The sequence below is a fragment of the Mesorhizobium sp. B1-1-8 genome, assembly GCF_006442795.2.
In the GTDB taxonomy this organism is placed as follows: domain Bacteria; phylum Pseudomonadota; class Alphaproteobacteria; order Rhizobiales; family Rhizobiaceae; genus Mesorhizobium.
In genome coordinates this window covers 4,697,185-4,719,105 of record NZ_CP083956.1, presented here as the reverse complement: position 1 = coordinate 4,719,105, position 21,921 = coordinate 4,697,185, and the positions used below count along the sequence as shown (strand labels likewise).

Genomic DNA, 21,921 nt, shown 5'->3' with positions numbered 1-21,921 from the left:
TTTCAGCACCGCGAGATCCCGCCCATGATGCGTCAGTATGAGCTTGTCGAGCGCGTGCAGCGCTACAAGCCTGACGTCAACGAGGCGCTGCTCAACAAGGCCTACGTCTACGCCATGCAGAAGCATGGCCATCAGAAGCGCGCGTCCGGCGATCCCTATTTCTCGCATCCGCTCGAAGTCGCCGCCATCCTCACCGAAATGCACATGGACGAGGCGACCATCGCTGTCGCCCTGCTGCATGACACGATCGAGGACACCACCGCGACCAGGGCCGAGATCGACGAATTGTTCGGCCCCGAGATGGGCAAGCTGGTCGAGGGCCTGACCAAGCTGAAGAAACTCGACCTCGTCTCCAAGAAGGCCGAGCAGGCCGAGAATTTGCGCAAGCTGCTGCTGGCCATTTCCGAGGATGTGCGCGTGCTGCTGGTCAAGCTCGCCGACCGCCTGCACAACATGCGCACCCTCGACCATGTGCCGGAGGCCAAGCGCCTGCGCATCGCCGAGGAGACGATGGACATCTATGCGCCGCTCGCCGGCCGCATGGGCATGCAAGGGATGCGCGAGGAGCTGGAGGAGATCGCCTTCCGCTATATCAATCTTGAGGCCTATCGTGCGGTTACCGCACGGCTTGCCGAGATTTTCGAGCGCAACAGGGGCGTGCTGCAGGAGATCGAGACGGCGATGTCCGGCTTGTTTGAAAAGCATGCCATCAAGGCCAGCGTCAAAAGCCGGCAGAAGAAGCCATGGTCGGTGTTCCGCAAGATGGAGGCCAAGGCGCTGTCCTTCGAGCAGCTGTCCGATATTTTCGGCTTCCGCGTCGTCGTCGACACGGTCGAGGACTGCTACCGCGCGCTCGGCGCCATTCACACCGCCTGGTCGATGGTGCCCGGCCGCTTCAAGGACTACATCTCGACGCCGAAGCAGAACGACTACCGCTCGATCCACACCACCATCGTCGGCCCGTCGCGCCAGCGTGTCGAATTGCAGATACGCACCCGCGAGATGAACAAGATCGCCGAATACGGCGTCGCCGCGCACTCCATCTACAAGGACACCGGCGGCAAGGTGAATGGCGCCACGCATGCGATCTCCAAGGAGACCAACGCTTATGCCTGGCTGCGGCGCACCATCGAGCAGCTGGCCGAGGGCGACAATCCAGAGGATTTCCTCGAAAACACCAAGCTGGAGCTGTTCCAGGACCAGGTCTTCTGCTTCACGCCCAAGGGCATGCTGATCGCGCTGCCGCGCGGCGCCACCCCGATCGACTTCGCCTATGCCGTCCACACCGATGTCGGCGACACCTGCGTCGGCGCCAAGGTCAACGGCCGTATCATGCCGCTGATGACCGAATTGAAGAACGGCGACGAGGTCGAGATCATCCGCTCCAAGGCGCAGGTGCCGCCGGCGGCCTGGGAATCGGTGGTCGTCACCGGCAAGGCCCGCTCGGCCATCCGCCGCGCCACCAAGAACGCCATCCGCAAGCAATATTCCGGTCTCGGCGCCCGCATCCTCGAACGCGCCTTCGAACGCGCCGGCAAAACCTTCACCAGGGAAAGCCTGAAGCCGGTGCTGCACCGGCTGGCGCGCAAGGACATTGAGGACGTGCTGGCTTCCGTCGGCCGCGGTGAGCTCGGCTCGACCGACGTCATGAAGGCGGTCTTCCCCGACTACAAGGACGAGCGTGTCACCGTCGCCGCTCCCAAGCAGCGCGAGGAGGGCTGGTCGAAGATCCGCAATGCCGCCGGCATGCTGTTCCAGATACCGGGCCGCGCCGCGAAGAAGGACAAGGACCAGCCGCGCGACGGGGCGGTGCCGATCCGCGGCGTGCGCGGCGACCTGCCGGTCCGCTTCGCGCCGGAAGGGGCGGTGCCGGGCGACCGCATCGTCGGCATCGTCCAGCCCGGAACCGGCATCACCATCTACCCGATCCAGTCGCCGGCCTTGCAGGCCTTCGACGACCAGCCCGAGCGCTGGATCGACGTGCGCTGGGATATCGACGAAAGCACCAAGGAGCGGTTTCCGGCGCGGGTCTCGGTCACCGCCATCAACGCGCCGGGTTCATTGGCCGATATCGCCCAGGTCGTGGCCTCCAACGACGCCAACATCCACACGCTGTCGATGGTGCGCACCGCGCCCGATTTCACCGAGATGCTGATCGACCTGGAAGTCTGGGACTTGAAGCACCTCAACCGGTTGCTGTCGCAGCTGAAGGACAATTCGAGCGTCAGCGACGCAAGGCGCGTCAATGGATGATTAGTGAATAGTGAACAGTGAATTAGTGAAATAGAAGGTGCTCTCACCGCTATTCACCATTCACCATTCACCATTCACTATTCACCACTCGCCAACGGCATGGAGCGAACAATGAACGTCGATGAAGTGCTGGACATTTTCCGCGAGGCCGGTGCCGTTCTCGAAGGTCACTTCATCCTGACGTCGGGCCTTCGCAGCCCCGTCTTCCTGCAGAAGGCGCGCGTCTTCATGCATGCCGACAAGACCGAGCGCCTATGCAAGGCGCTGGCCGACAAGATCCGCAAGGCGGTGCCGGGCAGGATCGACTATGTCGTCGGGCCGGCCATCGGCGGGCTGATCCCGGCTTACGAGACCTCGCGCCATCTCGGCGTCCCGGCGATCTGGGTCGAGCGGGAAGGGGGCGAGTTCAGGCTCCGCCGCTTTGAGATCGACGAGGGATCGCGCGTCGTCATCGTCGAGGACATCGTCACCACCGGCCTGTCGATCCGCGAGACCATCGACTGCCTGCGCGAGCTTGGCGCCGACGTGGTGGCGGCCGCCTGCATCATCGACCGCTCGGCCGGCAAGACCGATGTCGGCGTGCCGCTGATCGCGCTCGCCGAATATGAGGTTCCGGCCTATCCGGCCGACCGCCTGCCGCCGGAACTTGCCGCCATCCCAGCCGTTAAGCCCGGCAGCCGCAACATTTGAGGATGCATGTCGCCCAAAAGTGTGGAGCGGTTTTGGGGTGACGATATGCATGAAACCAAATCGGCCTTGATCGCTGGCATCGACCATTTCGTGCTGACGGTCCGCTCGCTCGAGGCGACCTGCGGATTTTACCAGCGCGTGCTCGGGCTGCGCCGCCTGGACGAGCCGAACCGGCCGACCGCGCTTTTGTTCGGCTCGCAGAAGATCAACCTGCATGAGGTCGGCCGCACTTTCGAGCCGAAAGCGAAGGCGCCAACGCCCGGCTTCGGCGATTTTTGCCTCGTCGCCGCAAAGCCTCTGGCCGAAGTCCAGGCCAGCCTCGAGGCCAATGGCGTTGCCATCGAAGTCGGCCCTGTCGAGCGCATCGGCGCGCAGGGCAGGATGATGTCGGTCTATTTCCGCGATCCCGACGACAATCTGGTCGAGGTTAGCGAATATCTGGATTAGCCGCCTCCATGTCTGCCTGGGGTCGAGCCGTGAGGCTTACATGCTGCTGTTCTCCTCAGTTTCGCCCCAATATCGGTTTTGTTGACGCCTGCGGCAGACCATCGCGGCAGCATTTCGTTGTCGCTTGGCCGAACCGTCGCTATATCAAAGTCGTTGTTGCCTTTCTGCGCCCTCGAAGCGCAAGATATGTCGCCGCCACCCGGCCCGGGATGGCAGGGCGGCGGGTGTTGGGTAGACCGGGAACTGGAACAGAGTGCTTTTTCGACGCCGCGAGCCTGATGGCTTCCTGGAACGGGTGCGTACTTACCTTTGGCCGCGCCGCTCGTTCTCGCGCTCCGTTCAATATTTCTCCAAGCGCATCCTCAGGCTGAAGGCCACGCCGCATGCCGTGGCGGCCGGTGTCGCGGCCGGCGTCTTTGCTTCGTTTTTCCCGCTCGGCTTCCACTTCGTCATTGCGGCCGTGCTTTGCTGGATCATCGCCGGCAATCTGGTGGCGGCAGCGCTCGGCGCGGTGTTCTTCGGCAATCCGCTGACTTTCCCGCTGCTGTGGGGCGCGTCGTGGGAGACCGGCAAGCTCATCCTGCACGAGCATTTGCCCAGGAACGGGCCGCCCGCGCATCTGGGCGAAATGATGCACAAGCTTTCCTTCGCCAAATTGTGGCACCCGGTGCTGGAGCCGATGCTGATCGGCGCGGTGCCGCTCGGCCTGGTCTTCGGACTCGTGTTCTACGGCATCACGCGCTGGGGCATGACCGTCTTTCGCGAGCAGCGGAAGAAGCGCATGGCCGAGCGGGCCGAGAAGGCCAGGCACGGCGGCGGCCGGGAAGTTCCGGCGGAATGATCATCGGGATCGGCAGCGACCTGATCGACATCAGACGCATCGAGAAGTCGCTGGAACGGCACGGCCGTCGTTTCATCCAGCGCATCTACACCGAAATCGAGCAGGCCAAGTCGGAGCACCGTGCCGCCCGCGCGGCCTCCTATGCCAAGCGCTTCGCCGCCAAGGAAGCCTGCGCCAAGGCATTGGGCACCGGTATGGCCGAGGGCGTGTTCTGGCGCGACATGGGCGTGGTCAACCTGCCCAGTGGCGCGCCGACCATGGCGCTGACCGGGGGAGCCGCCGCCAGGCTTGACAGGATCCTTCCCGAAGGCCACCGCGCGCTGATCCACCTCACCATCACCGATGATTTTCCGCTTGCTCAAGCCTTTGTGATCATCGAGGCGGTGCCCGCCGAACAAGCGCCACATTGATTCCATCTGACCACCAGTGGCATGACGTTGCCCAGCGCGCGCCGAGACTCTATACCAACATCGCACAATCGAGGACGACATGAGCGTGGCTGAAAAATCAGTGAAGAAATCCGGCGGGCTTGGCGAGACCTTCTCCGTTATCATCCAGGCCCTGCTGCTCGCGCTGGTCATCCGCACGCTGCTCTTCCAGCCCTTCTCCATTCCGTCCGGCTCGATGCGGCCGACGCTGCTTGAGGGCGACTATCTCTTCGTCACCAAATGGGCCTATGGCTATTCGCACTACTCGCTGCCGTTCGGCCCGGACATCTTCTCGGGCCGCATCTGGGGTTCGGAGCCGAAGCGCGGCGACGTGGTGGTGTTCAAATTCCCGCCGGATCCGTCCATCGACTACATCAAGCGCGTCGTCGGCCTGCCAGGCGACAAGATCCAGGTGAAGAACGGGCAGCTCTTCATCAACGACGTCGGCGTGCCGCGGGTAAAAACCGGCCAAATCGACAATCCCGACATCACGGAAGAGGATCATCCGATCGACGTCTACAGGGAAACGCTGCCGAATGGCGTCAGCTACGACACGCTGGACATCTCGCCCAATTCGATCGGCGACAACACGCGCGAATGGACAGTGCCGGCAGGCCACTATTTTATGATGGGCGACAACCGCGACAATTCCTCCGACAGCCGCTTCACCGTCGGCTTCGTCCCGGCCGAGAACCTCGTCGGGCGCGCCAATATCATTTTCTTCTCGATCGGCGGCAAGGCCAGCCCGCTCGAAATCTGGAAGTGGCCGTCGCTGATCCGCGCCGGGCGGCTGTTCCATTTCGTCAGCTAGGGTGATGGCCACCAAGCGGTTGACCGCCGATGCGCTCGCCGAGGCGCTCATGGAGCGCACCGGCCATGCCTTCGCCGACCGCCAGCGCCTGCAGCGGGCGCTGACCCATGCCAGCGCGCGCTCCAGCCATGCCGGTGTCGATTACGAGCGCTTCGAATTCCTCGGCGACCGGGTTCTCGGCCTTGTCGTGGCCGACATGCTGCTGGCCGCCTTTCCCGATGCCGACGAAGGCGAGCTTTCGCTTCGCCTCAACGCGCTGGTCAACGCCGAGGCGCTATCGGAGATCGCCGAGGAGATCGGCCTGCCGGATTTGATCCGCGCCGGCTCCGACGTGCGCAGCCTCGAAGGCCGCAAGCGCACCAATCTGCGCGCCGATGCGCTGGAATCGCTGATCGCCGTCGTCTATCTCGACGGCGGCATGGAGGCGGCCCGCGCGTTTATCCATCGCTATTGGGAGCCGCGTTCGCAGGCGATCGGCGCCGCGCGCCGCGACGCCAAGACCGAACTTCAGGAATGGGCGCATCAGGCGGCGGCGGGTGCGGTTCCCGCCTACCGGATCGACGCCCGCGAGGGTCCTGACCACGACCCGCTGTTCACCGTCAGCGTCAAGGTCGGCGCCTTCGCGCCGGCCATCGGCAGCGGCCGCTCCAAGCGCGAGGCGGAGCAGGCGGCGGCGGCAGTACTTCTGCTGCGCGAAGGTGTATGGAGCGCGGCATGACAAAAGTCGAAGTTCCTGAAGCCGCTGCCACGCACTCCGGTTTCGTCGCGCTGATCGGCGCCCCCAATGCCGGCAAGTCGACGCTGATCAACCAACTGGTCGGCGCCAAGGTTTCGATCGTTACACACAAGGTGCAAACTACTCGCGCGATCGTGCGCGGTATCGCAACGCACCAGAACGCGCAGATCGTCTTCGTCGACACGCCGGGCATCTTCAAGCCGAAGCGGCGGCTGGACACCGCGATGGTCACCACCGCCTGGGGCGGCGCCAAGGATGCCGATGTCGTCGTGCTGCTGATCGATGCCGAGCGCGGCATCAGGGGCGACGCCGACGCCATCCTCGATCGGCTGAAAGACGTCGGCCAACCGATGGTTCTCGTCCTCAACAAGGTCGACAGGGTCAAGCCGGAGACGCTTCTGGCCCTGTCCGCGGCAGCAAACGAGAGAGTGCCGTTCAAGCGCACCTTCATGGTCTCGGCGCTGACCGGCTCCGGCTGCAAGGACCTGCTCGATTATCTGGCCGAGACGCTGCCCGCCGGCCCCTGGTATTATCCGGAAGACCAGATCTCCGACCTGCCGATGCGTCAGCTCGCGGCCGAGATCACGCGCGAAAAGCTTTATCTGAGGCTGCATCAGGAGCTTCCTTATTCCTCGCATGTCGAGACCGAGAAATGGGAAGAGAAGACCGATGGCTCGGTGCGCATCGAGCAGGTCATCTATGTCGAGCGCGACAGCCAGAAGAAGATCGTGCTCGGCCACAAGGGCGAGACGATCCGTGCCATCGGCCAGGCCGCGCGCATGGAAATCGCCGGCATCCTCGAACAGAAGGTGCATCTCTTCCTGTTCGTCAAGGTGCGCGAGAACTGGGGCGACGATCCCGAGCGCTACCGCGAGATGGGACTGGAGTTTCCTCATTGATGCAGGTCGCCCAAAAGTGTGAAGCGGTTTTGGGATAACGACATGCATAAATATGAAGTGCAGGTCGCTTAGAACTGCCCCGCGATCTGGGACAGCGACATGCATGAGACGAAACTAGAAATCGATGTCGAGCTGGTGCGCCGGCTGATCGCCGCGCAGTTCCCCCACTGGCGGCATCTGCCGGTCAGCCCGGTCGCTTTCGGCGGCTGGGACAACCGCACCTTCCACCTCGGCGGCGAGATGACGGTCAGGCTGCCGAGTGCGGCCTCCTATTCGCTGCAGGTCGAGAAGGAGCAGCGCTGGCTGCCGAAATTGGCAACCCTCCTGCCGCTGCCCATTCCGACGCCGCTGGCCATGGGCGAACCGGCCGAAGGCTACCCTTGGCATTGGTCGATCTATCGCTGGGTCGCGGGCGAGACGGCGAAGAATGCACGCATTGCCGATCTTGGTGCGTTTGCCGTCGCGCTCGCCGATTTCCTTGTTGCATTGAGGGGCATCGACCCGACGGACGGCCCTGCGCCCGGCCAGCATAATTTCCACCGGGGCGGTCCGCTGAGCGTCTATGACGGCGAGGCGCGGCAAGCTATTGCCGCACTCGAAGGCCGGATCGACACGCAAGCCGCCATCGCCGTCTGGGAGGCGGCCCTTGCCGCCACCTGGCATGGTCTGCCCGTCTGGTTTCATGGCGATGTCGCCTGGGGCAATCTTCTGGTCGAGAACGGCCGCCTGAGTGCGGTGATCGATTTCGGCACCTCCGGCGTCGGCGATCCCTCCTGCGATCTGGCGATCGCCTGGACTTTCTTCGAAGGCGAGGGCCGCGAGGCCTTCCGCACCCATATCGCTGTCGATGACGCGACCTGGGCGCGCGGCCGCGGCTGGACATTGTGGAAGGCGCTGATCACCGTCGCCGGACACGACGCCAACCAGGCCGAGGCCGAAAGGCAGCGCCACGTGATCGGCGAGGTGCTGGCCGATCATCGCCGCTGGGTCTGAAACAGCACCAGCGAACGTCAGCACAGATCGAGCCCGGCGTGCCGAAATCTTGATTTCGCCACTCAACCGGTGAAAAGCTCAGCCCCATGGAATGGCGCGACGAGGGAATCATTCTCGGCACCCGCAGGCATGGCGAAACCAGCGCCATCCTCGAGGTGATGACGCGCGCCCATGGCCGCCATCTCGGCCTGGTGCGCGGCGGCCGCTCGCGCAAGCAGCAGCCGGTGCTGCAGCCCGGCAATCGGGTCGACCTGTTATGGCGGGCGCGGCTCGACGAACATCTCGGCATCTTCCAAGCCGAGGCGATCGAGATGAACGCCGCCCGGCTGATGGACAGCGCGGTCGCCGTCTACGGCCTGCAGACCATGGCGGCGCATCTGCGCTTGCTGCCCGAGCGCGATGCCCATGGCGGCCTCTATGAGGCGCTTGCCGTGATGATCACCCATCTCGAGGATGCCGATGCGGCGGGAGAGCTGGTGGCGCGCTTCGAATTGCTCATCCTCGACGAGCTCGGCTTCGGCCTCGACCTCAGCCAGTGCGCGGCGACCGGTTCGCGGCAGGACCTCGCCTATGTCTCGCCGAAATCGGGACGCGCCGTCTCGCGCGCGGCGGGTGCTGCCTGGCATGACAAGATGCTCAAGCTGCCTGCCTTCCTGCAACGCGGTTCCGGCCTGCGCGCCGATGCGGCAGCGCTCGAGGATGCTTTCCGGCTCACCGGCTTCTTCTTCACCCGCCACGTCTACGAGCCGCGCGGCCTCGAGCCGCCCGACGCCCGTTCCGGTTTCCTCGCCGCGCTGCGGCGCCATCAGATAGCGGTGAAAGCAATCGCCGGCGAATAAGGCGAGTGTCTAACCGGCGCCGCGTCGCTCCAGGAAATCGTCGAGGATGGCGCGCTGGCCTTTCAGGATCTTGAGGCCGGCTTCGGGCAGTGGAAACCAGCCGGCTTTGTCCACTTCGGGAAACTCTTTCATGGCGCCAGACCTTGGCGGCCACTCCATCGTGAACATGTTGCTTTTGATGGCGCCTGCGTCGATGTCGGCTTCGACGCTCCAGGCGATCACGATCTTGCCGCCAGGCTGCCTATAGCTGCCGACAGGCTGGAAATCGCCGTCGATCGCGACACCGAGCTCTTCCTCCGCCTCACGCCGGGCAGCCGCGATCTCGTCCTCGCCATCATCGATGAGGCCTTTCGGGATCGACCACGCTCCTTCATCCTTCCGTGCCCAGAACGGTCCGCCGGGATGGACCAGCAGAAATTCGAAAACACCGGCGGTGCGCCTGTAGATCAGCAGGCCCGCGCTTCGTTGCGGCATCGATCGGCCTCGTCGCAATTCCTGTCCGAGAATAACATGAGCATTTCGTCCGAGGCGGCGGTAATTCGCCGGCACGCAGCTGCTTCGACGTGTCGGCATTGGATAAGCCGGCAGGTTGCTGGCAATCGATGCCGAAACGTGCTCGATCTTGTTGGCGCCGACTTCAGCAGCCGTCGCATTGCCGCATTTGTCGGCCACGATTGGTCCGGTTTTGAGGGAAACCGCCATGTTTTTCAGCCTGATTTCCATTGCCGCGGTCATCGCTTTATTCGTCATCGTTTCACGTCAACAGGGCCGTATCGCGCTGATCGAGCGCGAGCTCGGCGCGCTGCGCAGTCTGGTGCTTTCCGGAGCTCAGCCGCCTGCGCCCAAGGCGGCCGCCGTCGCGGCTGAGGATGCGCCGCGGGAGGCCGGGTCTGCCACTGAGGCCGCTACGCCTCCGGCGACCGACATTGCAACCGAAGCCGCCGCAGCTAAGCCCGAGCCCGCCAAGACCGAGGTGATGGCGATATCGGCGAGAAAAGGCGAGGGGGCTGATGCCGGGCCTTCCAAGCCGGCTGAACCCGCCACGCCGGCCGAAGCGCCGGCGACCGCCAAGGCTGCGCGCCAGACGGATGTCGAAACCGCGCTCGGCACCCGCTGGGCGGTCTGGGTCGGCGGCATTGCCCTGGCGCTGGGCGGGCTGTTTCTGATCCGCTACACGATCGAGGCCGGCATTTTCGGCCCCGGCGTGCGCCTCACCATGGCCGGCATCCTTGGACTTGTGCTGATCGCCGGCGCCGAATTCATCCGCCGCACCGGCTTCAGGGTGCCGGTGCAGGGCGCGGCGGGCGCCTATATCCCGGCGATCCTGACAGCGGCAGGCGCCTTCATCCTGTTCGGCACCGTCTACGCCGCCCATGGCATCTATGGCTTCGTCGGTCCGGCGCTTGCCTTTACGCTGCTCGGCGCCATCGGCGTCGCCACCATCGCCGTCTCGCTGGTTCACGGACTGGCGCTTGCCGGCATCGGCCTCGTCGGCGCCATGGCCACGCCGGCGCTGGTCGCCTCGCAGGCGCCCAATCCCTGGGCGTTGTTCGGCTATCTGGCGATCGTGCTTGCCGCCACGGCGGCAGTCGCGCGCATTCGCGCCTGGAAAGCGCTTGTCGCCGCAGGCTTCGCCGGCACCGGCATCTGGACCATCCTCTACATGACCGACGCGCCGGGCGCGAACCTCGCCGCCATCCTGTTCATCAGCCTGGCCACGCTGGCCGTGCTTGCCTTCGTCAGGCTCGCCCCTTTCTTGACTGCGGGCCGCGATGATGCGCAATCATCTGACGCCGACTTCGACTGGCCGTCGATCGTGCCAGGCTTCTTCGTTGCGCTGACTGCGATGGGACTGTCCGTCGATCCGGCCTTTGCCAGCGCCGGCGACGCCTTGCATGGCGCGGTGCTGCTCGTGGCACTTGTTGCGGCAGCACTCTACCGGCCGCGCGCTTTGCCGCTGGTCTTCGCCGCCGGTCTGGCGACGGTGCTCATCTATCTAGGCATCGTCCCGCCGGCTACCATCGGCGCCGATGCTCTCGACGTCGGGTTGGGTGCCCAGCCGCTGGCGACCTCCGATACGCTGACCTTCCGCCTCGGCATCGCCTTGAGCCTGGTCTTCATCGCCGCCGGCTTCTGGGCGGCGCGCCGCTTTGTCGCTTCGGCGCCGGTCCGCGCCGCCTGCTGGGCTGCATGGGGCGTCATTGCGCCGCTGGTCGTGCTCCTAGCGCTATGGCTTACCTTCGGCGATATCGACCGCGATCTCCGTTATGCGCTACCGGCTCTGCTGCTGGTGCTGGTCTTCGCCGCCGGCGGCGAGTGGATCGCGCGTGGCGAGGCGCCGTCGCTTGCCGGCGGCCCGGCCGTATCCTTCGCGCTCGCCGGCGCCGGCTTCGCCGGCTTCCTGATGCTGCATATGGCCTTCGGCTCCGGCTGGACGACGGTGCTTCTCGGTGCCGCCGCCATCGTGCCGGCGCTGGCGACGCGCTGGCGCTCCTATCCGGTGCTGGGCTGGATCGCCGTCGGTGCGGCCATTGCCGTGCTCGGCCGCGTCGCCTTCGATCCGACCATCGTCGGTACGGCAGTGCTGTCGAGGACGCCGGTCTTCAACTGGCTGCTGCCGGGCTATGGCGTGCCGGCGCTCGCCTTCGGCTTCGCCGCCTGGCAATTGGCGCGCACCACCGGTGGCCGGCCGCGCCTCGCCATGGAAGCGGCCGCAGCACTGTTCGCGCTGCTCACGGTGGCCATGCTGGTGCGCCATGCCATGCATGGCGGCGTCATCGACACCGGCGCCGTCACCCTTGCCGAACAGGCGATCTACACGCTGGTCGCACTCGGCGCCGGCGCCATCCTGGTCGCCATCGACAGGCGCTCACCAAGCTCGGTGCTGCGCTACGGCTCGATTGCGATCGGCGTCGTCTCGGCTGGCCTGATCGCCATCCAGCATTTCCTGGTGCTGAACCCGCTGGCGACCGACGAATCGACCGGCGCCATTCCCGTCTTCAACCTGTTGTTCCTCGCCTATCTCCTGCCGGCCGTCGCCGCCGGCGCTCTGGCGCTCTACGTCCGCGACAAGCGGCCGAAATGGTATGCGGCGATGCTGGTGCTGGTGGCTTCGCTGCTGGCCTTCGCCTATGCGACGCTTTCTGTCAGACGCCTGTTCAAGGGCGAGTTCATCGGCCTGTGGAGCGGGCTCGGCCAATTGGAGACCTACACCTATTCGGCGCTCTGGCTGGTCATCGGTGTCGCGCTGCTTACCGCCGGCGTCTGGTTGAAGTCGCAGGTGCTGCGCATCGCTTCCGCCGTGCTGATCGCGGTCGCGGTGCTGAAGGTCTTCCTCTTCGACATGTCGGAACTGGAAGGCGTGCTGCGCGCGCTGTCCTTCATCGGCCTCGGCGCGGTGCTGATCGGCATCGGCCTGTTTTATCAGCGGCTGCTGACAAGAGCGGCGCGGGAGACCAGGGAGATTTCTTGAAAGAATATACAATGTGGGATATTTAGAATATCCAGAAGAGGATATTCACATGCCGCTCTACATACGTGACGATGAAGTGGATGCGCTGGCCGCCAAATTGCAGCGCGAGACCAACGCGCCGAGCAAGACTGAGGCGGTGCGGACAGCCCTTATGCACGAACTGGAGCGCCATCGTGCCAAGGTGCCGCTGCGCGATCGGATCGTTAGGCTTCAAGCGGAGGCGAGGAAGATCGGTCTGCCCAATCCCGATTTCGATATGAAGAGATTCACCGATGAGATGTGGGAAGATTGATGTTTGTTGACGCTTCGGTGATCGTCGCCGTTCTCAACCAGGAACCTGGCTGGGAAGAATTGTCCAAACAACTCTCTGGACCTGCCGACTTCTACGTCTCCGCGATGGTACGTTTCGAAGCGACACAAGCTCTGGCGCGCGCCGGCGCGGGTCCCCGCAAGCCGAACGCTGCAGCCCTCCTTAAGGCTCGCGATCTGGTAGATCAGCTGATTTTGGAAATTGGCGGAGAAAATGTGCCAATCGGCGACGAGATCGGTTCGCACGCCATCGATGCCAGCGCCCGCTATGGCAAGGCCGTCGGTCATCAAGCCGATCTGAACTTGGGCGACTGTTTTGCCTATGCTTGCGCTAAAACTCTCGGTGTTCCGCTGCTCTACAAGGGTGGCGATTTTCTTCAGACCGATCTAGCATAAAATGTGGCTTCGATAGCCGGGTAGCCCGCGCGCCGCTGTTATTTGCGGTCGCGCTTTGCGGCCTGATTCCTCACCGGCGGCCGCCTGCCGCCCACAAATAGTAATATCGGACCAAGTCGCCCGGCTTAAGCATTCGGCTCTTCGCCGGTTACGATCGCCTCCAACCCGGACATCAGTTCATCATGGACGTCGTCCGGTGTGCCCTCAAGCGTGTAAGCGATCGCGCGGGGGCATGCTGACGAGTTTGCGGTATAGGGCAGCCGACAGAACCCATTTTACCTATTTGGCAATCGATTTACCGCCGGGAATAAACCTGCACCCGCCAGCGTTACTGCTGTGCTTGGGCAACCGGAGCGGTGGGCCGCTTCGCGCTGGCTGCTTGCGCCGCGCCGCAAAGGCGCGTTCAATCGGGTGAGGGACGATCTCGAAACAAGCGGTCATGGACGACAAGAAGGCAGCGATCCTAAGCGAAATACCGCGGTTGCGCCGCTACGCGCGCTCGCTGCTGCGCGACCGTGATTCAGCCGACGACCTCGTCCAGGATTGCCTGGAACGGGCTCTCGTGCGGCTCGACAACTGGCAGACTGGAGAAAGCCCCCGGAGGTGGCTGTTTACGATCATGCATCATTTGTTCATCGATCAGATGCGCAAGGTGAACCGGCGAGGCGAGGCAGCGATCCTGCCTCTGGAAGCCGCCGAAGCCCAGACTGCGCCCGCTGACCAGGTCGAAACCATCGCCTCGCGCGAGATCATGGATGCCTTGCAGGCGATCAGCCCCGATCGCCGCGCCGCACTGGTCATCGTCGCCATTGAAGGCTTTTCCTATGCCGAGGCCGCCAACATCCTCGGCGTGCCGGCCGGCACGCTGATGTCGCGCATTGCGCGCGGGCGTGAGGAACTGCGCGTGCTGCTGGATGACACCCAGCGCCGTCGCTCGATAAGGATCGTCGAGCGATGACCCGGCGCGATTTCTCCGAACGCGACATCCATATGGCCCTCGACGGCGAGCTGCCGGGCGAGGAGCGCATGGGCTATGACGCCTGGCTCGAAGCCAATCCCGAAATGAAGGCTAAGAGCGCACGCTACATCGCCGACCGCACCGCCTTGCGCGCGGCCTTTGCCGGCGTGCTCGACGAGCCGGTGCCGGCGCGGCTGAGGCAGGCGCTGTTCGGCGCGGCGCCGGTGAAGGCGGCTACGTGGCGCTCGCGCTGGTGGCTTTCGGCCGCCGCCGCCGCTGTGCTGGCGGTCGGCGGACTCGGCGGTTATGTCGCCGGCATCGACGGCATCGGCCTGGCGGACAACAGCGACGACCAACTCGCCGAGCAGGCGATCGCCGCCCATGTCCTCTACGCCGCCGAGAAGCGTCACGCGGTGGAGGTGCCGGCCAGCGACAAGGATCATCTGCAGAGCTGGCTTTCCAACCGCGTCGGGCTGAAGCTGGTCGCGCCCGATTTGACGGCCGAAGGCTTCGTGCTCGTCGGCGGCCGGCTGCTGCCGGCGGGCGAGAAGGGCAAGGCCGCCATGCTGCTCTACGAGGATGCCAGGGGCGAGCGCGTTTCGCTTTTCGTCACGGCCGAATCGTCCGAAACCGCCAAGGGCACCTACGCGGCCGAGTCCGACGGACCGGAAGCCGTCTATTGGCTGGACAAGGGCTATGGCTGCGCCGTCGTCGGCTGGCTGCCGCGCGAGCGCCTGTCGGCGGTCGCCAAGAGCGCCTATGGCCAGCTGCTCGCCGGTATTTCGAGCTGAAACCGGCTGCGTTTTCCGCAGCCGGCAGCTCTTCCAAACAGCGATCTTGTTCAAACACTTCGCGCTTCCTTGCCGCCGCCGAAAGTGTCACAATTCAGCCCTAATCAAGGAGCGATAGCGCTTGATGAGTACCGGCGCTTCGGCCGGTGTTTGCTTTTTTGACCGGGGCCTTTTCCGCAACCCAATCGAGGTTCTCCCAAGCCCGCATGCCTGCCGAGATCCGCAAGGCCCGTGCGTCAGACGTCGATGACCTCGCCGCCATCGAGAAGGCTGTTTTCTCAAGCGACCGCATATCGCGACGCTCCTTTCGCCAGCTGATCGAGCGCGAGACGGCCGAGTTGCTGGTCGCTGAAAACGACGGCCGGATCGCCGGCTATGCCGTGGTCCTGTTTCGCAAAGGCAGCGGCGTGGCGCGTCTCTATTCGCTGGCCACCGGTCCCTTTTTCGGCGGGCGCGGCATCGGCCGCCAGTTGCTGGAAGCGGCGGAGGATGCCGCCTTCAACCATGACCGCATGATGCTGCGCCTCGAAGTGCGCGACGACAATGATCGCGCCATTCGCATCTACGAGCAGGCCGGCTACCGCAAAATAGGCCGCGAGCCGGACTATTACGAGGACGGCGCCACGGCGCTGCGCTACGAAAAGACCCTGCGCGGCGACATCCCGGTCGCCACCGGCGTGCCGTTCTATCAGCAGACCTGCGAGTTCACCTGTGGCCCCTGCTGCCTGATGATGGCGATGGCCAATTTCGATCCCGGCTTCGTGCCTGACCCGGTGATGGAGATCCGCCTGTGGCGCGAGGCCACCACCGTCTTCATGATGTCGGGGCCGGGCGGCTGCGAGCCCTTCGGCCTTGCTGTCGCCAGCTATGAAAGCGGGCTCTCCGCGGAGATATTCGTCTCCTTCTACGGCGCGCTCTTCTTGCAGTCGGTGAGGAGCGAGGACAAGCGCCGGGTAATGGAACTCGCCCAGGTCGACTTCCGCCACCGCGCGGAACTTTACGGCATCCCGGTGAATTACCGTCCATTCGTCATTGACGACATCCGCGCCGCCATTGCAGAGGGAAAGCTGGTGCTGGTGCTGATCAGCGGCTTCCTGATGTTCGGCAAGAAGGTTCCGCACTGGGTGTTGGCGATCGGCGACGACGGCGACCACATCCTCATCCACGACCCGTGGGTCGAGGACGAAAGGCAGGAGACGATCCTCGATGCCGCCAATATCCCCGTGCCCTACGGCATCTTCATGAATATGGCGCAGTTCGGCCGCGATGGATTGCGTGCCGCCATCACTCTGGGAAAACGCTGAACAATGACCTGGGTCATCCTTACAGGCAGGCAGAACGATCTCGACCAGGTGGCGACGCCCCACAAGATCATCACCAATCGCGACTATCTCGCGCATCCGGCGCTGTTTCGCGGCCAGCGGCCGAAGGTGATCAACCTGTCCAACAATTACGGCTATCAGAGCCGCGGCTATTATGCCTCGCTGCTTGCCGGTTCGCGCGGCCACAAGGTGATCCCGACCGTCGAGACGATGATCGACCTGTCGGAGCGCAAGCTTTACGAACACGCGCTGCCGGAGCTGGAACTGGCGCTCAACAAATGCCGCAAGGATCTGGGCGGCATTTTTCCTTCCAAGGTCGCGATCTTCTTCGGCATCGGCCCCTCCAAGATCTGGGACCGTTTCGCCAAGCTCCTGTTCGACTGGTTTCGCGCGCCGGCGCTCGAGGTCCATATCAAGGACAGCGCCGAATGGGCCTCGATCCGCAAGATCGGTTTCCTGCCGATCGCCCGCATGACCGACGAGGAAGAGGCATTCTTCCTGCAGTGCCTGGAGACCTACACCAACCGCGAATGGCGCGACACCAAGGGCCGCACGCCCGCGCGCTATACTTTCGCGACGCTGGTCGACCCGCACGAGGAATTGCCGCCGTCTGAAATTTCCTCGCTGCGCTATTGGGCCAGGATCGCCGAAAAAATGGGCGTCGAAGTCGAGCCGATCACCAGGAAGGACCTGGCCAAGCTCGCCAACTACGACGCGCTGTTCATCCGCGAAACCACGTCGATCTCCAACCACACCTATCGTTTTGCGCGCCGCGCCCAGCAGGAAGGCATGCCGGTTATCGACGATCCGCTGTCGATGATCCGCTGCACCAACAAGGTCTATCTCAACGAGCTGATGACCTACAACAAGGTGCCGGTACCGCCGACGGTGATGATCGCCGGCACGTCCGATCTGGAACTGGCGGTGCAGACACTGGGCTTTCCGCTCGTGCTGAAGATCCCGGATTCCTCCTTCTCGCGCGGCGTCAAGAAATGCGAGACCCTGGAAGAGCTGACACGGCTCGCAACCGAATGGCTGGAAGATTCGGACCTGCTCATTGCGCAGAAATTCCTGCCGACCGAATATGACTGGCGCGTCGGCGTTCTAGGCGGCCAGCCGCTGTTTGCCGTGCATTATCTGATGGCGAAAAAACACTGGCAGATCGTCAACCACAAGGCCAACGGCAAGCCTGACCAGGGCGGCATCAAGACTTTCACGCTGAAGGAGACGCCGCCCAATGTCGTCGAGACGGCAGTCAAGGCGGCGCGCTGCATCGGCGACGGGCTCTACGGTGTCGACCTCAAGGAGACCAAGGACGGCGTCTTCGTCATCGAGGTCAACGACAACCCCAATCTCGACCATGGCTGGGAAGATTCCGGCGAGAAGGACGAGGTCTGGGTGCGGCTGACGCAATGGTTCCTGGAGCGCCTGGAGCGGCCGGGCCGGTAATCATCCTTTTTTGGGGGGGAAAATGCTGTTTGTCGTGATCGAGGATTTTACCGGCTGCGACCGCAAGGACATCTATCGCCGCTTCCGCGACCGCGGCCGGCTGAAGCCGGACGAGCTTGTCGTGCACCACAGCTGGATTGCTGCGGACATGAGCCGCTGTTTCCTGCTGGTGGAAGCTGACGACATCACGCTGCTGCAGCGCTGGGTCATCGAATGGGCGGATCTGGTGGAGTTCGAAATCGTCCCGGTGGCGACGAGCAAGGACATGGTCGCGGCATTGGCCCCGCATCTCTGAGCAGCCGGTGCCGGCTTTCAGGATTCAGCGCTTGTCTATTTTGCAGAAATCCTAGCTTTTAGAAAGGTTTCTGGCTGAAGTATCCTGACTTCATGAACGCAACCGACCGCACCGAACCTGTCGACCATCGCGACGTCATCGCTTCGCTGACGAATGAGGAGCGCAGCCTGTTGACCGGCAAGTCGAATGCCCCGGGCCTGATCCAGTCTGCTGTCCATTTCGGCTCCATCATCGTTCTCGGCGTGCTGATCGCGGCCAAGGTGCCGTTCTGGCCGATGCTGATGCTGCCGCAAGGCATCCTGATCGTGTTCCTGTTCACGTTGCTGCATGAGACGGTGCACAGGACGGCTTTCGAGACGCAGTGGCTGAACGACGCCGTCGCGCGGCTGTGCAGCCTGGCGATCGCGCTGCCCGCCGACTGGTTCCGCTACTTCCACTTCGCTCACCATCGCTTCACCCAGGATCCGGAGAGCGATCCGGAGCTGGCCTCCCCGAAGCCGGAGACCTGGCGGCAATACATCGTCCATGTCTCGGGCCTGCCGATGTGGTGGGGGCATTTCAAGACGCTTTACACCAATGCGAGGGGGCGCTGCCGGGACAGCTACGTGCCGCCGAAAGGCCTGCCCAAGGTGCGCGCCGAGGCGCGCGCCATGCTCGCCTTCTACGTCGTGGTGCTGGCGCTTGGCCTCGGGTTCAAGGCAAGTGTGCTGCCCTATGTCTGGATCGTGCCGGCGCTGCTCGGGCAGCCATTTCCCGGGCTTTATCTGCTGGCCGAGCACGGCCGCTGCCCTTTCGTCGCCAACATGCTGGAAAACACCAGGACGACGCTGACCAACTGGCTGGTGCGCAAGCTCGCCTGGAACATGCCTTTTCATGCCGAGCATCACGCCTATCCGGGTGTGCCGTTCCACCAATTGCCGGAATTCCACCGGCTGATCGAGCGGCACCTCAAGGTCGTCGAGCCCGGCTATGTCAGCTTCCACGAGAAATACATCGAGACGCTGCGCTGAGGTGATCCTTCAGCTGGACTGGCGGCCCAGTTAATTTGCGTCGTCTACATCACTGAATTCGCGGCTACAAAAGCCCGGCGTTTGGCATCGAGCGCCGCGAAGCGCTTGAGGAAGGCAGCCTGTGCCCAGGTTACCGAGCGCGGCGTGAAGTCGAAGCGCTCGGCGGAAAAGCCGCGCGGCCGGCCGAAATATTCGGTCGCTTCCGCGGTCGAGAAGCCGGCCAGCAGCGTCGCTTCGAAATAGGCTGCGATCTGGTCGGCGCGTTTAATGTCCTTGCGCAAGCCGGCGCCGAGCTCCGCCGGCAGCCCAAAGCGCAGGTGAATGGCGTGTTGCAGCCTGAGCTCGCAGTCCTTGTAGGAGCCGCCCATCACCGACTTGAACGGCGAGATCATGTCGCCGATGACATATTCGGGCGCATCGTGCAGCAGCGCGGCCAGCCGTGCCTCGGCGGAAGCGGCCGGCACCAGTTCGGAAAACAGCGCCTCGACAAGCAGAGAATGCTGCGCCACCGAAAAGGCATGTTCGCCGCTGGTCTGGCCGTTCCAGCGCGCGACGCGGGCGAGCCCATGCGCAATATCGGAAATCTCTATGTCGAGCGGCGAGGGATCGAGCAAATCGAGCCGGCGGCCGGAGAGCATGCGCTGCCAGGCGCGGGATGGCGCTCCGGCGCGATCGGCCGCCATCAGGCCTCCTCCGCGCCGACGGCGTCCTGCGGGAAGGTGAACTTCGCCCAGGCAGGTATGGCGAGCGTCACCGCCACATCGCCGGCCATGATGCTCTGGCCGGCGTCAAGCGCTGACTTGACGCGGTCGATGCGGGCGATGGCAAGGCCGGTCTTGCCGCTGACGGAGCCGAGTGTGCCGACCGGCCGTTCGGCGACGGTCAGCTCGGCGCCCGAAGCAGGCAGCGGGCTCTTGGCGGAGGCGATCAGCACGCGGCGCCTGGCCGTGCCGCGATGCTGCATGCGCGAGACCACCTCCTGGCCGACATAGCAGCCCTTCTTGAAGCCGACGCCGCCGGTCTCGTCGAGCAGCACGTCATGCGGGAAGGCATCGCCGAGCTGGTAGTCAGTGCCGCTTTCGGCGATGCCGTTTTCGATGCGCAGCGCCTGCCATGCATCGGAGTCGCCACCCACCGTTTTGCTGCCGCCATAGCGGCGCTTGACTGCCACGCCACGAAAGCGGGCATCGGCAACCGCTGTTGAATCAGCCCCTGATGAATCAGGATGTGAGGCGCTTGCATCGTCGCCCCATGCGACCGTGACAAGCGCTTGATCCTGCTTGGCAATCTCTGCCTTGGCCCTTAGTCGGTAAAGCATCAGCCGGCGCAGGAAATCGTCGGTTATGTCGGCCCGGCATTCCAACCAGAACCTGTTTTCGCCATTGCGCGAAATCAGGAAGTCGAACAGGATCTTGCCCTGGGGGCTGAGCAGCGCGCCGGGCTTTGCCTCGCCGGCTCCGAGCGCGTCGAGATCAGTGGTAAGGATGTTCTGCAAAAAATGCTCGGCATCCAGGCCCGAGACGGAAATGAGCGCGCGGTCTTTCAGCAGGGAAAAGGGCATGGGCGGCAAGTGGCCTGATCTTGCAAAACGGTCGGCCTTTACGTAAGCCGACGACACTCCCCCCGCAAGAGACCGGACGCCTATGGCCATCACCTATGATCTTATCCTGACAGGCGGCACGGTGGTCAACCATGACGGCGAAGGCGCGCGCGACATCGGCGTCAACAGCGGCCGTATCGCAGCGATCGGCGATCTCGGCCAGGCATCCGCCGGCGAGACGATCGACTGTCGCGGCCTGCACATCCTGCCAGGCGTCGTCGACAGTCAGGTGCATTTCCGCGAACCGGGGCTGGAGCACAAGGAGGATCTGGAGAGCGGATCGCGCGCGGCGGTGCTGGGCGGCGTCACCGCCGTCTTCGAGATGCCCAACACCAATCCGCTGACCACCAGCGAGGCAGCCCTTGCCGACAAGCTGCGGCGCGCCAGCGGCCGCATGCATTGCGACTTCGCCTGCTGGGTCGGCGGTACGCGCGACAATGCCGGCGATGTCGGCGAGCTCGAGCGGCTGCCCGGCGCCGCCGGCATTAAGGTGTTCATGGGTTCCTCCACCGGCGATCTGCTGGTCGAGGATGACGAAGGCGTCGCCTCGATCCTGCGCAACACGCGCCGCCGCGCCGCCTTCCACTCGGAGGATGAATTCCGCCTGCGCGAGCGGCTCGGGCTGCGCGTCGAGGGTGATCCGTCATCCCACCCCGTCTGGCGCGACGAGATCGCGGCATTGCGCTGCACCGAGCGCCTGGTGCGTATCGCGAGACAAACGCGTGCGCGCATCCATGTGCTGCACATCTCGACGGCCGAGGAGATCGTTTTCCTCGAGCAGCACAAGGACGTCGCCACCTGCGAGGCGACGCCGCACCATCTGACGCTGACGGCGGATGACTATGCGCGGCTGGGTACGCTGATCCAGATGAACCCGCCGGTGCGCGCGGCCCGTCACCGCGCCGGCGTCTGGCATGGCATTGCGCAAGGCATCGTCGACGTGCTCGGCTCCGACCATGCGCCGCACACGCTGGCCGAGAAGACGAAGCCTTACCCGGCCTCGCCGTCGGGCATGACCGGCGTGCAGACGCTGGTGCCGATCATGCTCGACCACGTCAATGCCGGCCGGCTCACCTTGCAGCGCTTCGTCGATCTTTCCAGCCACGGCCCGCAGCGCATCTTCGGTATGGCAAGGAAAGGCCGCATCGCCGCCGGCTTCGACGCCGATTTCACCGTCGTCGACCTGAAGCGCCGCGAGACCATCACCAACGCTCAGGCCGGCTCGAAGGCCGGCTGGACACCCTATGACGGCAGGCAGGTGACCGGCTGGCCGGTCGGCACCATCGTGCGCGGCATGCGCGTCATGTGGGAAGGCGAGATCGTCGCGCCCGGCCAGGGCAGGGCGGTGGAGTTCTCAGAGGCGCTACCCGCATAGGCCTCGT

The 21,921-nt window shown here is 64.3% G+C and carries 23 protein-coding genes; 20 read left to right on the top strand and 3 right to left on the bottom strand.

Going from position 1 to position 21,921, the window contains the following annotated elements:
• Positions 1-24: 24 nt before the first annotated feature.
• The 10 genes from FJ974_RS23330 to recO all read left to right on the top strand — a co-directional run bounded on the left by FJ974_RS23330 (position 25) and on the right by recO (position 8,937).
• A complete protein-coding gene (locus FJ974_RS23330; RefSeq protein ID WP_140538745.1) occupies positions 25-2,253 on the top strand; it encodes a RelA/SpoT family protein in 2,229 nt (742 codons plus the stop codon).
• A gap of 111 nt (positions 2,254-2,364) precedes the next feature.
• Positions 2,365-2,943, top strand: coding sequence for an orotate phosphoribosyltransferase (pyrE, locus tag FJ974_RS23325; protein ID WP_140538746.1), 579 nt, complete (start codon positions 2,365-2,367; stop codon positions 2,941-2,943).
• A 45-nt stretch (positions 2,944-2,988) separates the two neighbouring features.
• Positions 2,989-3,390 carry a VOC family protein gene (locus tag FJ974_RS23320; protein WP_140538747.1) on the top strand — a complete coding sequence of 134 codons (402 nt, stop codon included), beginning with the start codon at positions 2,989-2,991 and terminating at the stop codon, positions 3,388-3,390.
• A gap of 253 nt (positions 3,391-3,643) precedes the next feature.
• Positions 3,644-4,231, top strand: a complete 588-nt coding sequence (locus FJ974_RS23315) for a DUF2062 domain-containing protein (RefSeq protein ID WP_140538748.1) — start codon at positions 3,644-3,646, stop codon at positions 4,229-4,231.
• On the top strand, positions 4,228-4,641 hold the full coding sequence (acpS, locus tag FJ974_RS23310) for a holo-ACP synthase (RefSeq protein ID WP_140538749.1): 414 nt from the start codon (positions 4,228-4,230) through the stop codon (positions 4,639-4,641). Before FJ974_RS23315 ends, acpS begins: the two co-directional genes overlap by 4 nt.
• Positions 4,642-4,720: 79 nt before the next feature.
• Complete coding sequence (gene lepB, locus FJ974_RS23305) at positions 4,721-5,470, top strand: signal peptidase I (RefSeq protein WP_140538750.1); 750 nt, start codon at positions 4,721-4,723, stop codon at positions 5,468-5,470.
• Positions 5,471-5,474: 4 nt separating this feature from the next.
• Complete coding sequence (rnc, locus tag FJ974_RS23300; protein ID WP_181177318.1) at positions 5,475-6,188, top strand: ribonuclease III; 714 nt, start codon at positions 5,475-5,477, stop codon at positions 6,186-6,188.
• Positions 6,173-7,105, top strand: a complete 933-nt coding sequence (gene era / locus FJ974_RS23295) for a GTPase Era (protein ID WP_140538752.1) — start codon at positions 6,173-6,175, stop codon at positions 7,103-7,105. The genes rnc and era overlap by 16 nt, the downstream gene beginning before the upstream one ends.
• Positions 7,106-7,204: 99 nt before the next feature.
• Entirely contained in the window at positions 7,205-8,098 is an 894-nt protein-coding gene (locus FJ974_RS23290; protein WP_140538753.1) for an aminoglycoside phosphotransferase family protein, read from the top strand.
• A gap of 86 nt (positions 8,099-8,184) precedes the next feature.
• Entirely contained in the window at positions 8,185-8,937 is a 753-nt protein-coding gene (gene recO, locus FJ974_RS23285) for a DNA repair protein RecO (protein WP_140538754.1), read from the top strand.
• A 9-nt stretch (positions 8,938-8,946) separates the two neighbouring features.
• Here the strand turns inward: recO and FJ974_RS23280 are convergent, their stop codons facing one another.
• Positions 8,947-9,411 carry an NUDIX domain-containing protein gene (locus tag FJ974_RS23280; protein ID WP_140538755.1) on the bottom strand — a complete coding sequence of 155 codons (465 nt, stop codon included), beginning with the start codon at positions 9,409-9,411 and terminating at the stop codon, positions 8,947-8,949.
• Positions 9,412-9,637: 226 nt separating this feature from the next.
• Between FJ974_RS23280 and FJ974_RS23275 the strand changes: the two genes are divergently transcribed.
• The 9 genes from FJ974_RS23275 (at position 9,638) to FJ974_RS23235 (ending at position 18,939) form a co-directional block, all read left to right on the top strand.
• Positions 9,638-12,409 (top strand): DUF2339 domain-containing protein, encoded by a 2,772-nt coding sequence (locus FJ974_RS23275; protein ID WP_140538756.1) that lies wholly within the window; start codon positions 9,638-9,640, stop codon positions 12,407-12,409.
• A gap of 49 nt (positions 12,410-12,458) precedes the next feature.
• The gene (locus FJ974_RS23270; protein WP_140538757.1) at positions 12,459-12,701 is read left to right on the top strand and encodes a type II toxin-antitoxin system VapB family antitoxin; all 243 of its coding nucleotides are present in this window, start codon (positions 12,459-12,461) and stop codon (positions 12,699-12,701) included.
• Entirely contained in the window at positions 12,701-13,114 is a 414-nt protein-coding gene (locus FJ974_RS23265; protein WP_140538758.1) for a type II toxin-antitoxin system VapC family toxin, read from the top strand. Before FJ974_RS23270 ends, FJ974_RS23265 begins: the two co-directional genes overlap by 1 nt.
• Positions 13,115-13,553: 439 nt before the next feature.
• Positions 13,554-14,072, top strand: coding sequence for a sigma-70 family RNA polymerase sigma factor (locus tag FJ974_RS23260; RefSeq protein WP_140538759.1), 519 nt, complete (start codon positions 13,554-13,556; stop codon positions 14,070-14,072).
• Positions 14,069-14,863, top strand: a complete 795-nt coding sequence (locus FJ974_RS23255) for an anti-sigma factor family protein (protein ID WP_140538760.1) — start codon at positions 14,069-14,071, stop codon at positions 14,861-14,863. The genes FJ974_RS23260 and FJ974_RS23255 overlap by 4 nt, the downstream gene beginning before the upstream one ends.
• Before the next feature lie 206 nt (positions 14,864-15,069).
• Positions 15,070-16,167, top strand: coding sequence for a peptidase C39 family protein (locus FJ974_RS23250; RefSeq protein WP_140538761.1), 1,098 nt, complete (start codon positions 15,070-15,072; stop codon positions 16,165-16,167).
• A 3-nt stretch (positions 16,168-16,170) separates the two neighbouring features.
• A complete protein-coding gene (locus FJ974_RS23245; RefSeq protein WP_140538762.1) occupies positions 16,171-17,634 on the top strand; it encodes a RimK family protein in 1,464 nt (487 codons plus the stop codon).
• A gap of 22 nt (positions 17,635-17,656) precedes the next feature.
• The gene (locus FJ974_RS23240; RefSeq protein ID WP_140538763.1) at positions 17,657-17,929 is read left to right on the top strand and encodes a DUF3303 domain-containing protein; all 273 of its coding nucleotides are present in this window, start codon (positions 17,657-17,659) and stop codon (positions 17,927-17,929) included.
• Between the two features lie 92 nt (positions 17,930-18,021).
• A complete protein-coding gene (locus tag FJ974_RS23235; protein WP_140538764.1) occupies positions 18,022-18,939 on the top strand; it encodes a fatty acid desaturase family protein in 918 nt (305 codons plus the stop codon).
• A 44-nt stretch (positions 18,940-18,983) separates the two neighbouring features.
• Here FJ974_RS23235 and FJ974_RS23230 read toward each other — a convergent pair whose 3' ends face one another.
• A complete protein-coding gene (locus FJ974_RS23230; protein ID WP_140538765.1) occupies positions 18,984-19,622 on the bottom strand; it encodes an HD family hydrolase in 639 nt (212 codons plus the stop codon).
• Positions 19,622-20,500 (bottom strand): YgfZ/GcvT domain-containing protein, encoded by an 879-nt coding sequence (locus tag FJ974_RS23225; protein WP_140538766.1) that lies wholly within the window; start codon positions 20,498-20,500, stop codon positions 19,622-19,624. The genes FJ974_RS23230 and FJ974_RS23225 overlap by 1 nt, the downstream gene beginning before the upstream one ends.
• Positions 20,501-20,582: 82 nt before the next feature.
• Between FJ974_RS23225 and FJ974_RS23220 the strand changes: the two genes are divergently transcribed.
• Positions 20,583-21,914 (top strand): dihydroorotase, encoded by a 1,332-nt coding sequence (locus FJ974_RS23220; RefSeq protein WP_181177319.1) that lies wholly within the window; start codon positions 20,583-20,585, stop codon positions 21,912-21,914.
• Positions 21,915-21,921 lie beyond the last annotated feature (7 nt).

Bases quoted from the DNA above. Each gene is read 5' to 3' on its own strand.
- FJ974_RS23330 (WP_140538745.1), top strand. From the start codon at position 25: ATGATGCGTCAGTATGAGCTTGTCGAGCGCGTGCAGCGCTACAAGCCT.
- pyrE (WP_140538746.1), top strand. From the start codon at position 2,365: ATGAACGTCGATGAAGTGCTGGACATTTTCCGCGAGGCCGGTGCCGTT.
- FJ974_RS23320 (WP_140538747.1), top strand. From the start codon at position 2,989: ATGCATGAAACCAAATCGGCCTTGATCGCTGGCATCGACCATTTCGTG.
- acpS (WP_140538749.1), top strand. From the start codon at position 4,228: ATGATCATCGGGATCGGCAGCGACCTGATCGACATCAGACGCATCGAG.
- lepB (WP_140538750.1), top strand. From the start codon at position 4,721: ATGAGCGTGGCTGAAAAATCAGTGAAGAAATCCGGCGGGCTTGGCGAG.
- rnc (WP_181177318.1), top strand. From the start codon at position 5,475: ATGGCCACCAAGCGGTTGACCGCCGATGCGCTCGCCGAGGCGCTCATG.
- era (WP_140538752.1), top strand. From the start codon at position 6,173: ATGGAGCGCGGCATGACAAAAGTCGAAGTTCCTGAAGCCGCTGCCACG.
- FJ974_RS23290 (WP_140538753.1), top strand. From the start codon at position 7,205: ATGCATGAGACGAAACTAGAAATCGATGTCGAGCTGGTGCGCCGGCTG.
- recO (WP_140538754.1), top strand. From the start codon at position 8,185: ATGGAATGGCGCGACGAGGGAATCATTCTCGGCACCCGCAGGCATGGC.
- FJ974_RS23280 (WP_140538755.1), bottom strand. From the start codon at position 9,411: ATGCCGCAACGAAGCGCGGGCCTGCTGATCTACAGGCGCACCGCCGGT.
- FJ974_RS23275 (WP_140538756.1), top strand. From the start codon at position 9,638: ATGTTTTTCAGCCTGATTTCCATTGCCGCGGTCATCGCTTTATTCGTC.
- FJ974_RS23270 (WP_140538757.1), top strand. From the start codon at position 12,459: ATGCCGCTCTACATACGTGACGATGAAGTGGATGCGCTGGCCGCCAAA.
- FJ974_RS23265 (WP_140538758.1), top strand. From the start codon at position 12,701: ATGTTTGTTGACGCTTCGGTGATCGTCGCCGTTCTCAACCAGGAACCT.
- FJ974_RS23260 (WP_140538759.1), top strand. From the start codon at position 13,554: ATGGACGACAAGAAGGCAGCGATCCTAAGCGAAATACCGCGGTTGCGC.
- FJ974_RS23255 (WP_140538760.1), top strand. From the start codon at position 14,069: ATGACCCGGCGCGATTTCTCCGAACGCGACATCCATATGGCCCTCGAC.
- FJ974_RS23250 (WP_140538761.1), top strand. From the start codon at position 15,070: ATGCCTGCCGAGATCCGCAAGGCCCGTGCGTCAGACGTCGATGACCTC.
- FJ974_RS23245 (WP_140538762.1), top strand. From the start codon at position 16,171: ATGACCTGGGTCATCCTTACAGGCAGGCAGAACGATCTCGACCAGGTG.
- FJ974_RS23240 (WP_140538763.1), top strand. From the start codon at position 17,657: ATGCTGTTTGTCGTGATCGAGGATTTTACCGGCTGCGACCGCAAGGAC.
- FJ974_RS23235 (WP_140538764.1), top strand. From the start codon at position 18,022: ATGAACGCAACCGACCGCACCGAACCTGTCGACCATCGCGACGTCATC.
- FJ974_RS23230 (WP_140538765.1), bottom strand. From the start codon at position 19,622: ATGGCGGCCGATCGCGCCGGAGCGCCATCCCGCGCCTGGCAGCGCATG.
- FJ974_RS23225 (WP_140538766.1), bottom strand. From the start codon at position 20,500: ATGCCCTTTTCCCTGCTGAAAGACCGCGCGCTCATTTCCGTCTCGGGC.
- FJ974_RS23220 (WP_181177319.1), top strand. From the start codon at position 20,583: ATGGCCATCACCTATGATCTTATCCTGACAGGCGGCACGGTGGTCAAC.